Genomic DNA, 11,472 nt, shown 5'->3' on the forward strand with positions numbered 1-11,472 from the left:
ACCACCGGGATGAGGGGTCCCTTTTCGACGCCGATCACCCCGCTACCGGGGTCCTTTTTCCACGCCGATCCACAGCCTTAAGCCCGCAAGCGCTACGCCCGCGGACGATCGGCGCATTCGCGAATGTTTCTCTATGGATGCGCCTCCAGGCATTGTGCCGCCTCCGATCCCGCCCTTTCGTTTGATCTTGGTGGCGGCAGATGCGCTGCCGCCCGGACCGACCAAGGCACAGCTCCTCTATATGGCGACATGGGATAACGTACCCGAACGTCCCGTTGGCGGGGCGGCCCATGCTGTTCGCCGACTGCGCGCTTTGGTTCCCCTTCTCGATGGCGACACGCGACGGCAGGCAGTCGAACGGCTCGATACAATCGAGGTCGATCTGATCGAGGGCAGGCCGGATGATGCCATCGCGAGGATACAAAGCGGCTTTGCTAAGAAGCGAGCCACGGGTGAGAGGCTTTTGCCGGAGCCGGGAACTCAGGCGCAAGGCCTCATTGCCGAGTTCTTCAAAGCGCGTGATTTCGACCGCGCCATGCTGGTGACGAACCTGCTGCCTCCCTCCGCCGACTGCACGATGGTGGATGATGGGCTGACCGGTGTCGCCGGATGGGTTCTTCCGACGCAGGAAAGCACGGTGGTAGCGACCTATATGGCGCGGCTTGAGTCGTCGGGATCATTGGCGCGCCTGTGCCCGAACGGACTGGGCGAAGAGATCGCCGCAGAAGTTTGGCTCCAGGCAGGTGACGACGCCAAGGCGTTAGCTGCCGCGACTAAAACCGGTAGTCTTCTGGTCCTTGCAAAGACGCGTCTCGCGATTGTTGAACGCCGCCTCGGATCGGGCGACATGGCCAGCGCGAGGTCACTGCTACAGACGGCAGCAGCCGCAGCTCCCGCGCTGGACGTCGGCGACCAGTTTGCCCGCGCCGCAGCTGCCCGGCAGCGGATTCAGCTGATCCACCTTCTCGCTAAGGTCGGCGAAGCCGAAATGGCCGAGCGGCTTGCTGCTGCTTACCCCGGTCCGGGGTGGCGTGGTTTCGCTTACTCCGTCATTGTTGCGACGATGAATCGCGAGCGTGCCGGCCCCACTTGGGCTGGCCCGTTCCTTGATCTTCAGGAAGTACCAGCTGACCACTGAGCGTGGATCGGCCGGCTCACGGATGAAATCCTTGACGCTGTGCGGCTGCCATCAGCTCCTGTCCCCGCGCAACTTCCTGCTCGATGCCGCGTCCCTCGACGAGCATTCGTCCGAGCCGATATTTCGCCTCCGCATTACCCGGTCCGCCGTCAGCGTTCGGAATCATCATGACCTGCCCCGACCCGCCAAGTCGCACGGGCGGCGAGTAGATGCTGGTGAAGGCGGGCCGGTCCTGCGCCGCTTTCTCGTACAACGCAGCGGCGCTAACGTCGTCACGCGTGACGCCCTCGCCCGTTTCCAGCGCGCGGGCGAGCTCGATCATGGCCGACCGTTCGCCCTGTTCGGCTCGGCATCGCAGATGTGGGAGGCGCACCGTCTCGTCGGCGTAGGTGTAGCGGATGCGCGTGACGCCGCTTGCGTCGGCGATTGGAACGGCACCGATCCCGCGTAGGCCAGCACAGCTTGTTGACATCTTAGGCGTGGCGCAACCGGCAAGGAGCAAAAGGGCCAAGACCATCGACCCAGCTTTCACTGCACTTCCCCGTTCGGCACGAGATCCCAATCGACGTCGCCGCGCGCTTCCTGTCGCTTGCTCGACTTGCCCGATGGCAGCTGGGCAGAGGTCACGCCGCCCAGCTTGCGCAACGCCTCAGCCATCAGTGGCTTTCTCCGCTGGAGCGCGACGTCGACCATGGTGTCGCCGTCTCCTTCCAGTCCCGAAAGGGTGTTCACGTCCGCTCCCGCCCTGACCAGCACTGCGGCGCTCGCCGGGTTCTTGCATGCGGCAGCGACAATCCAGAGCGGCGGCTCGCCGTTCAGACGCGCGTCGAGCGGGTAGTTGATCTTGACCCCGGCACTGGTCAGGAGTTCTCCTGTCGACGGCTTGCACGCACTCGACAGGCCTGCCCACGATTGCCACAGTTGGTCGGGTCGTTCCGCCTTTTCACCACGAAACCCTGCTCCAAGCATCAGGCGAATGACGTCGTCCCATCCTGCGCGAACTGCCGGACCCAGCGCTTCTTCCATCGCTTGCGGGCCATCAGTGGCCGCGACCAGTTGAACAAGCGAACGGATCATTGCCATCTTCTCCGCATCGGGTGCGTTCGGCAGTGCCTCGGTCGTGGGATCCTCAAGCGGCTCCATGGGGATGCGCGGCTCGATCCGCCCCATGTAGCCGGTCAGGGCCGGAGTTACGCCGATCGGCTTCAGGGCTGCAAGTGATGCGACGAGCGCCGGATCGTTTCTCTCAACTGCCGCATTGGCAGCCCTAGGAAAACTGTCGAGCCGCTGCTTGAGCGCGAGCAGACCGTCCCATGATGCGATCTGCGGAAACCGAGAGTCGGGAAAGGCTGTCTGACTTTGGTCGTGAAATCGGTCCAACCGTATAGGCCCAGCCAGCGGTGCCAGCGCCGTTATCATGGCTGCGGTCCCGTGTTGTGCGACCACGTCGACGATCGTCGCACGGCGATACTCGTGAAGGTCGGCCGCCTCGCGGGCGAGTGCGAGGAGCCCGGCGGTGTCGCCCGCCTTTATCCTAGCCTCGATCCGAAGTCGGCGATCAGCGGCTTCGCGCACGCACGTGGCAAGCGCGTCGATGTCGCCGCGTGAAGCGGCCATCCGGCAGGAAGCCAAGCGTGGCTGAGGCAGAAGGTTCAGCTCGCCGCCATAGTTCGCGAGGAAGACCAGAGCGCCTTCCTGCCCAGCCTTGGCTGCAGCCGCCCATAGCACCGACTCTGCTTTTGATCGGCCGAGCTCTTTTTCGTGCAAAGCCACGTAGCGCTGCGCCAGATCGAAGCGGTCCGCCCTCATCAGCCGATGCACCCAGAAGGACGGATCGCCGCCTTCCAGCAGCGGCAATAGCCGGGCGACGGCAACCTCCTGCCGCGTGTCGAGTGCGCGAGTGAAACCAGACCCGATCTCGGCCTGGATAGCAGTCCGCTCGCCCGCGACAGCGGTCGCCTTCCGGTCGCGCACGGCACGCTCAAGCAGGTCGGCTTGGCCAGCCATGACCAGAAGGCCGATCCAGTCGCACTCGGGTGCGGTCAGCTGTTCCGGTTCGGGACGGTCCACGCACAGGCCGGTCGTACCGCTGAACTTGGCGCCGCGATCCAGCATCGTGGCAACGAGCGCGGCATTCTTCATCCGGACGGCCTTCGCGAGCGGAGCCGGCCCGTCATAGTCACCCCCGCTGGAGGGTGGCCGTATGCTGGGATCGGAGCCGCGTTCGACGAGCAGGCGCGCCATCTCGCCATCGTTGCGGTACAGGGCCCAGTTCAAGGCGGTATGCCCCAGCAGGTCACGCGCATTGATGTCGGCGCCGGCCGGCACGCTCGCCAGCACGGCCGGATCGGCGCTGCGCGCAGCCTCGGCAAAGGTGCGTACCGTACCGGTATAGCGGGCCTTCGGCCGCTTTCCCTCACGTGCGCAGAGTTCGGGGTAAAGGAACGCCGGTTGATCGACGAGTGCTTGATTATAGCGGGTAACGAAGCGGACGGCCGCCTCTCCGTGGGTCACCTCCTCCTTGCTGGTGATGACATCGTCCGCGACATACCATTTGCCGATCGCGGGCCGCGTCCAGACGGCGCAGGAAACACCTGGCAGGCTCCAGCCAGACGGCATCGGGCCGATGTAGTTGGTCCCGGCAAGGCGGGAGTCGCCTCGGGTGGCAGCACTCGCGGCCTCCTTGGCCGGATCGCGCGCCTTCAGCCGAGCGGTCTTCTGCCGCAGAACCTGTTCCACGGTCTGCGCTGAAGACTGCCCCGTACAGGCAGTCGGTATCAGCAGGGAGAACAGAACGACCGGCACCGAACGCAACATTGCTCTCTCCCCTTGTCGAACTCGTGAGCGACTTATCTAGGCGAACACCGGTAGAGCCAAGCACCGGGCCGAACGCGGCAACTCAGATCAGCTGGCAGGGCGTCGTCCCAAGCTTGCCCTTCTCGTTCTGGTCGGAAGTCGCGAGGTCGGTGCCAGCGCCACGACGAAAAGTCGCTAGCCGCTACGATCACGTGCGATCCGGGTGAACCGCGCACCTTCGAACATGGGCGCGCCTCGAAGTGTCGCACCCATAGGCCTCCCAGCCACCCGCGTTCAACGACACCGGTCAGGCAATAACCTTCTCTGACGTAGCGTCCTTTGATGTTTGCGGCCGCGATATGATCCGGCCCGGTCGGATCGAGCGGGGAGAGGGTCGCGATCTGAATGCCCGACGTCCGTCGTCGGGCTGGTAGCTTCTCCAGCTTGACGATGGGCAGCTCCACTTCTTGCCGGTGCACGACGCGCAGTTGATCCAGCCAGGCGCCGCTTCCTGCCCCTCCCAGCGCACCCAGGAGAATACAACCCGCGGTCACCTTCCCCCGCGACCACCATGTGCGCGCCTGAAAAAGTGGAGAGCACAGGGTGCGGATAAGTGCGCCCACCGCGGCACCGATCAGCCCGCCCCAACCGAACACTTGGAGAAGACCGCTACCGATGGGAACTGGTGCCTGAAGAAGATAGGTGAGCGGCAACGACAGCCCGACGACGAGGAAGGCCAGCCACAAGCCGATCCGAGCGATCGATCCCGACCCCTCCGGTTCTCGCTTGATGCCCATCAGGGTTCCTCGTTTGACAAGCTACGCAGACCGCCCCCTGCGTTGCAGCAGCTTCTCGCCGTCGGGCCTGATCTCGCCCTTGGGGGTAACGTGGCGGTACAGGGTCTGCCGGGTGACGCCGAGTTCGGCGCACAGCTCGGCCACCTTGGTTTCGGGCTTGCCCATCGCGGCCTGGGCGAGGCGCAGCTTGGCAGGCGTCATCTTGAACGGGCGTCCGCCATGCCTACCGCGCGCACGAGCGGATGCGAGGCCGGCACGGGTGCGCTCGACGATCAATTCGCGCTCGAACTCGGCAAGGCCGGCGAAGATCGCGAAGATCAGCCGGCCGTTGGCGGTGGTCGTGTCGATCGACGCACCTTCCCCCGCCAGCACCTTGAGGCCGACTTCCCGCTTCGTCAGCTCGCCAACAAGGTTGACGAGATGGCGCAGGTCGCGCCCCAACCGATCGAGCTTCCACACCACCAGCGTGTCGCCGCGCCGCAGCGCCTTGATGCAGGCGTCGAGCCCGGGGCGCGTGTCGCGCCGACCCGAAGCGGCATCCTCGTAGATGTGCTCGGGATCGACACCGGCCGAAACCAGCGCGTCGCGCTGGAGGTCATGGACCTGGCTGCCGTCCGCCTTGGACACCCGTGCGTAGCCGATCTGGGTCGTCACATATACGTCCGTTCGTGTGACGGAGCAGGAACGCTGCTCCAACAGCACACATCCTGTCACTTAACCCGTGTTCCTGTCTATGCTCCGCGAACAATCCGAGCAGCTGATTTCGTGACGCTACGCCGAAGGGAGCACGATGCCGGCGAAGACGATCCTCTCACCCGGCCAGCGCGCCGCCCTATTCAACCCTCCGGGCGACCGCGACACCATCGAGCGGCTTTACACGCTCGGCCCTGACGATCTCGCCCAGGTCTGCCGGAGACGGCGCGGGGCCAACCGCATCGGCTATGCTGTCCAGCTCTGCTATCTTCGGCATCCCGGCCGAGCGCTGTTTCCCGACGAACTGCCTTCGCGCGATATGCTGGATCTGCTCGCGGCACAGATCGGCGGGTCGGCCGAGGACTTCGCCCGTTATGCGGAGCGCGCACCGACGCTGCGCGAGCACCGCGCCGAGATCGGGCCATATCTCGGCATGCGCCCGTTCGAGCGCTCTGACCTGCGCGCCATGCTCACGCTCGGGCAGGAGGTGGCGACATCGACCGATCGCGGCGAGCCGATCGTCGCCGCCATGGTCGAGCGGTTGCGACACGTCCGCGTGGTCGTGCCCGCTGCGTCGACACTGGAGCGCGTAGCGCTGATCGCCCGCGCCCAGGCGCGACGCGTCGCACATGCCGGACTGATCCGCGACCTGACAGCCGAACAGGAGCTGGCGCTCGCAGGCCTGATCGATCCCGGCGAACAGGGTCGGACCGGTCTTGGTTGGCTCCGGGAGTGGCCGGAAGCCCCGACCGCATCGAATCTGAAGGCGATCGCCGAGCGGCTGTCCCGCGTTCGCTCGCTAAGGATCGAGCCAGAGCGGGCGCGGCGCATTCACGCTGCCCGCTACTCCGTGATTGCCCGTGTCGCCAATATCGTCACAGCGCAGGCGCTGCGGCGTATGGAGCGGCGCCGGCGAGTGGCGACGCTGGTCGCGGCCGTGATCGAGCTGGAGGCGGCGTTGACCGACGCGGCGCTCGTCATGGCCGAGAAAATGGTCGGCTCGTTGTTCCGGCGAGCCGACCGGACCCGATCCGAGCGGCTGCTCGGCGAGGCACGGCTGCTCAAGGACACGGCTCGCGTCCATGCCCAGCTCGGCCGCCTGCTGATCGACACACGCGTGAGCGGCCGCGACCCGCTGCGAGCGATCGGTGACCGGATCGGATGGGACCAGCTGGAGCGCAGTGTGCGGTTCGCCGAAGAGCTGACCCGTGGCAACGAGGACGGGCTGGACGAGGTGGTGCAGCGACATGCCGAAGTGCGACGCTTCGCCCCGACACTCTATAATGCGTTCACCTTCCGCGCCGCCCGCTCCGGCGATCCGTTGCTCGGTGCCATCGACGTGCTGCGACGCATGTATCGCGACGGCCGATCGGTGCTGCCCAAGCGCGTGCCAACCACCTTTCTGCGCCCGCGATGGCGGAAGGTGGTGTTTCCGGATGGAGGCGGGATCGACCGCCGCGCCTATGAGGTCGCCGTCATCGTCCACCTGCGCGAGCGCCTCGCATCGGGGAGCGTCTGGGTCGACGGGAGCCGTGCCTATCGCACGCTCGACGATTATCTCCTGCCCCAACCCGCGTTTGCGGCCATGCGCGACGATGACGGGTTGGGATTGGCGGTTCCGTCAAGCTTCGCGGACTGGCATGCCGAACGCCGCGCTACCCTGGCCCGCCGCATGGGCGAGGTGGAACGTGCGGCCTCGGCCGGCGAGCTGGTCGACGTCGTGATTGCAGGCGGCGATCTCGTCGTCTCACCGCTCAGGCGCGCGGTGCCGGATCCTGCCGACGAGCTGAAGACGAAGCTCTACGCTCTGCTGCCGCGCGTGCGTGTCACCGACCTGCTGGTCGAGGTGGCCGCCTGGTCGGGCTTCGCGGACGGCTTCGTCCACGCGCGCAGCGGCGAGCCCGCGGCCGACCAGGCTGCACTGATGGGCACGATCCTGGCTGACGCGACCAACCTCGGCCTTGGCCGCATGGCGGAGAGTTCACGCGGACTGACCCTTGCGCGCCTGCGCTGGACGGCCGAGTGGCACGTGCGCGACGAGACCTACCTGTCAGGGCTCGCCTCCATCGTCGACGCGCACAACGCGCATCCGCTCGGCCAGGTGTGGGGCTCGGGCGAGCTGTCGTCCTCGGACGGCCAGTTCTTCCGAGCGGGCGGTCGCGGCGAGGCACGCGCCGACGTCAATGCCCGCTACGGATCGGAGCCTGGCGTTCTGTTCTACACCCATGTCACCGACCGGTTCACGCCGTTCCACACCAAGGTCATCGCCGCGAACGCCGGCGAGGCAGCCCACGTCATCGACGGCCTGCTCGACCACGAGAGCGAACTTACCATCCGGGAGCACGCGACCGACACCGCCGGCGCAGTCGACCATGTGTTCGGGCTTTGCTACCTCCTCGGCTTCCGGTTCGCACCGCGCATCCGCGACCTGAACGAGCGCCGGCTCTACGGGTTGGCCCCGCTCGATCCGTGGCCGACGCTTCGTCCACTCGTCGCCGGGCCGATCAACATCAAGGCGATCGAGGAGAACTGGGACGAGACGCTCAGGCTTGCCGCGTCGATCAGGGCGGGTACGGTCAGCGCGTCCGCCATGCTGAAGAAGTTGGCGGGCTACCCGCGCCAGAACCCGGTTGCCCGGAGCTTGCGCGAAATCGGGCGCGTCGAGCGCACGCTGTTCATGCTCGACTGGCTCGACGATCCCGAGCAGCGACGCCGCACCGGCAGCATCCTCAACAAGGGAGAGGCCCGAAACGCGCTCGCCCGCGCCATCTTCTTCAACCGTCTGGGTGAACTGCGCGACCGCACGTTCGAGAACCAGCGGCACCGCGCTTCCGGGCTGACCCTGGTCACGGCTGCGGTCGCGCTCTGGAATACCGTCTACCTCGACCGGGCCGTCCGCCACCTGCGGTCGACAGGCACAGATGTACCCGACGAGCTGCTCGCCCACGTTGCACCGCTGGGCTGGGAGCATATCGGCCTCACCGGCGACTATCTCTGGAGCGAGATCGAGAAGCCGCGCGGGCGCTTCAGGCCGCTGCGCACCACCACGGCCGAGCGCCGAGCTTAGCGTACGTTTTCGGGCCTTCTCTCACCGGTCCCCTTCTCGGCCCCGCCGCACGCAGCGAGCGCCAGCGGAAGCAAGGCGGACAGTAGGGTCCGCGCATTATTGGTTTTCATCGTGCGTCCTTCGCATCGTTAGGCGCCGGGGCGGCGAGCCGTTCCAGCCGGGCCTGTGCGTCATGATAGGCGGCCAGCGCGTCGACCGCGGCCGCACGGGTGTCGGCAAGCGTGCGTTCGGCCTCGAGGAGATCCAACTGACCGAACTTGCCTTCGCGGTAGCCGATCCGCGCGATCCGCGAGGCTTCCTGCGCCGCGGCAAGCGTCGGTCCGGTCGCGTTGCGGGCTGTCGTCGCCGCATTCGCAACGTCGCCCTGTGCCGTGGCGATGGCCTGTTCCGCATCGAGCAGCGCGAGGCGGCGCTGCGCGTCCGCCTGGGTGCGTTGAGCAGAGGCCAGATCAACGGCCGCTCGGCCATTGTTGAACAGTGGCAAGGGCACCGACACGCCGAATACCGCGGCCGTATCGTTGGTCATCTCCAGCCTGCGTGCGGACGCGCTGATCATTACGTCGGGAACCCTCTGGCTTCTGGCAAGGCGGACCTGCGCCGTCGCCGTGGTGAGATCGGCCTGCACCGCCGCGGCCGTCAGCGTGCCTTCACTGCGCACCGGCAACCGTGGTCCTGCGCCTTCGATCCGGGCGAACCAGGCTGTATCCAGCGAGCTGGGGCCGCGCCCGATCAGCCGGGCAAGATTGCCGAGCGCCACTTGGGCGGATCGCTCCGCGCGCTCGGCCGCTCCTTCCGCATTCAGCCGAGCTACGTCGGCGCGCTGCTCTTCGAGCGGTGAGGCGCGACCGGCCGCAACGCGAACCCGCGCTGCACGCAGTACCTCGTTTGCGATCCCGACCTGTTCGCGGGCGGTGACTACCCTGCGTTGCGACGCCGCGGCATCGTTATAGGCCTGCGTGACCCGCAACCGGAGATCGGCCTGTATGATTGCCGCTTCGAGCGACGCGCGGTCGAGTTGCGCATTGGCGACCGCGACGCGCGCGGACCGCTTGCCGCCGAGTTCAAGCGGCAAAGATACGCCGACCGTCGTTTCGGCCGAGCGCAGTCCCTTATAGATACCGGTGCCGGCGACGTTCTCGCTCATCGCGTCGAGCGACGGATTAGGCCGCAAGCCGGCGATCGAGCGTTGCGCTTGCGCCGCCTGAATGCCCGATCGGGAGACCTCGACCGCCGGCGATACTGCACCGGCCGCGGTAAGAGCTTCATCAAGGGTCAGCGGCGGTGCCGACGCCTCCGTGTCCTGTGCCTGTGCCGAGTTGCTCGACGCACAGGCTGTCGCGACCAGCACGGCCGCTATCATGCGCTTCATTGTAGATGCTCCTGACGAACCAGTCTCAGGCGCCGGAAGGCGCCCGGTGCGTCGTCAGGCCTGTGGTGGTCGAAGCGCCGGGTCGCTCTGATGCGCAAGCCAGACCGGAGCCTTGTGGCTCGCAAATTCGGCCCAACTGTCGATCACGGCGACGTCGACACTATGCTCAGCGGGTGCGGCGACATGGTGGCCGTGACAGACGGTGTGATGATGAGGATAGCCCTTATCCGCATCCGCCGGCACCTCGTCGCAGTCGCCAGCCATGTGCATGATTGTGTTGACCTGAGAGGTCTCGATGCACCCGACGCCTTCCGTAGCCTCCGCCATGCCCGCCCAGCCGGTCAGGACCAGCATCAGACAGGCGAGAAAGGGCAGCAGCTTGCGCATGAGCTTGCTCCTTATCATTCCGCGAGAATGGCGTGACCCGCGATCATCGGACGCTACCCGGCCAGCGTTGCGTTCGACTTTCATGAGCTGCCACCCATTTCTGCCAATGCACCTCGGGTAATCTCCCAAGCGGAGTGCAGGAACAGGACCGCAATGATGCCGGCGACCGCGAGGTCGGGCCATGCCTTCCCGGTCCATGCCACCAGGCCGGCGGCAATGACGACGGCGATGTTGGCGAGCGCATCGTTCCGGCTAAACAGCCAGATAGCCCGTACATTGGCATCGCCCTCGCGAAACCGTGACAGGACGAGCGCCGCGCTGACGTTGACGATAAGGGCGACGATCCCGATGCCGCCCATCAGATCGGCGTCGGGTGCCACGGCGTTCATCGCGCGCCAGATGGCAAAGCCGATGACACCCAGACCCAGTGTTCCGAGGAACAAGCCTTGGGCGAGAGCGACCCTTGAACGGGCTGGCGCCGTCCAGCCCAACGCGATGAGGCCGAGCAATGAGATCGTGCCGTCGCCAATGAAGTCGAGCGCATCGGCTTTGAGCGCCTGACTGTCGGCGACGAATCCACCGACGATTTCGATCAGCCCGAAGCCCAGGTTCAGGAGGACCACGATCCATAGGGCACGCCGATAGGCAGCGTCGCGCTCCGCACGTTTCGTGTCGCCCGTGCAGCCGCACGTAGAGGATTCGCTTGCGCTCATCCCGCTCCGTTACGATCTACAGTCACTGTAGGAGCAAGCGTAAAATTGCGAGGACCGCAGGGTGTTGATGATCGGCGACATAGCGAAACGGACCGGGACCAAGGTCAACACGATCCGTTTCTACGAAGATATAGGCTTGATGCCGGAGGCTGCGCGCACGGCAGGCGGGCGCCGCACCTATGGTGATGCGGAGGTTCGCCAGCTCGCTTTTATCCGTCACGCCCGTGATCTGGGGTTCTCGACTGACGAAATCCGATCCCTGATCGCTTTGTCGGCCAACCCCGATCAGGATTGTAAGGAAGCAGGCTCGCTCGCTCGCCGGCACCTTGCGAGCGTGGAAGACCGCATTGCCCGCCTGACGGCGCTCCGAAACGCATTGGCTGATGCGACACGGGATTGCGAGGGCGGCAGGATCGCCGATTGCCGGGTTATGGAAGCGATCACGATGCCGGCTGATTTGGACAGCGGAACGCGGGTCTAAGCTGCACATACGCAACTCCTGACGAAGCCCG

General features: G+C 66.0%; 10 protein-coding genes. 3 read left to right on the forward strand and 7 right to left on the reverse strand.

Going from position 1 to position 11,472, the window contains the following annotated elements; genetic code table 11:
• Positions 1-133: 133 nt before the first annotated feature.
• Positions 134-1,138, forward strand: a complete 1,005-nt coding sequence (locus HRV97_RS14885) for a hypothetical protein (protein WP_174195053.1) — start codon at positions 134-136, stop codon at positions 1,136-1,138.
• A gap of 16 nt (positions 1,139-1,154) precedes the next feature.
• Here the strand turns inward: HRV97_RS14885 and HRV97_RS14890 are convergent, their stop codons facing one another.
• The 4 genes from HRV97_RS14890 to HRV97_RS14905 all read right to left on the reverse strand — a co-directional run bounded on the left by HRV97_RS14890 (position 1,155) and on the right by HRV97_RS14905 (position 5,385).
• Positions 1,155-1,460 carry an SEL1-like repeat protein gene (locus tag HRV97_RS14890; protein WP_174195054.1) on the reverse strand — a complete coding sequence of 102 codons (306 nt, stop codon included), beginning with the start codon at positions 1,458-1,460 and terminating at the stop codon, positions 1,155-1,157.
• Between the two features lie 206 nt (positions 1,461-1,666).
• Positions 1,667-3,955, reverse strand: coding sequence for an ankyrin repeat domain-containing protein (locus HRV97_RS14895; protein ID WP_174195055.1), 2,289 nt, complete (start codon positions 3,953-3,955; stop codon positions 1,667-1,669).
• A gap of 32 nt (positions 3,956-3,987) precedes the next feature.
• On the reverse strand, positions 3,988-4,731 hold the full coding sequence (locus tag HRV97_RS14900; RefSeq protein ID WP_174195056.1) for a hypothetical protein: 744 nt from the start codon (positions 4,729-4,731) through the stop codon (positions 3,988-3,990).
• 21 nt (positions 4,732-4,752) lie between these two features.
• Positions 4,753-5,385 (reverse strand): recombinase family protein, encoded by a 633-nt coding sequence (locus HRV97_RS14905; protein ID WP_174195057.1) that lies wholly within the window; start codon positions 5,383-5,385, stop codon positions 4,753-4,755.
• Positions 5,386-5,521: 136 nt separating this feature from the next.
• On the opposite strand from HRV97_RS14905, the gene HRV97_RS14910 reads away from it, so the two are divergent.
• Positions 5,522-8,491, forward strand: coding sequence for a Tn3 family transposase (locus HRV97_RS14910; RefSeq protein WP_174195058.1), 2,970 nt, complete (start codon positions 5,522-5,524; stop codon positions 8,489-8,491).
• A gap of 106 nt (positions 8,492-8,597) precedes the next feature.
• On the opposite strand, the gene HRV97_RS14915 is transcribed toward HRV97_RS14910, so the two are convergent.
• From HRV97_RS14915 to HRV97_RS14925, 3 genes are all read right to left on the reverse strand, one after another.
• Positions 8,598-9,860: a TolC family protein gene (locus HRV97_RS14915; protein WP_174195059.1), complete on the reverse strand. Its 1,263-nt coding sequence runs from the start codon at positions 9,858-9,860 to the stop codon at positions 8,598-8,600.
• A gap of 54 nt (positions 9,861-9,914) precedes the next feature.
• Positions 9,915-10,247 carry a hypothetical protein gene (locus tag HRV97_RS14920; protein WP_131818578.1) on the reverse strand — a complete coding sequence of 111 codons (333 nt, stop codon included), beginning with the start codon at positions 10,245-10,247 and terminating at the stop codon, positions 9,915-9,917.
• 80 nt (positions 10,248-10,327) lie between these two features.
• Entirely contained in the window at positions 10,328-10,960 is a 633-nt protein-coding gene (locus HRV97_RS14925) for a cation efflux transmembrane domain-containing protein (RefSeq protein ID WP_069319174.1), read from the reverse strand.
• Positions 10,961-11,027: 67 nt separating this feature from the next.
• Between HRV97_RS14925 and HRV97_RS14930 the strand changes: the two genes are divergently transcribed.
• Entirely contained in the window at positions 11,028-11,441 is a 414-nt protein-coding gene (locus HRV97_RS14930) for a MerR family transcriptional regulator (protein WP_173655664.1), read from the forward strand.
• The last annotated feature ends 31 nt before the right edge of the window (positions 11,442-11,472 follow it).

This window comes from Sphingomonas hominis (genome assembly GCF_013328205.1).
GTDB classification, from domain to species: Bacteria; Pseudomonadota; Alphaproteobacteria; order Sphingomonadales; family Sphingomonadaceae; genus Sphingomonas; species Sphingomonas hominis.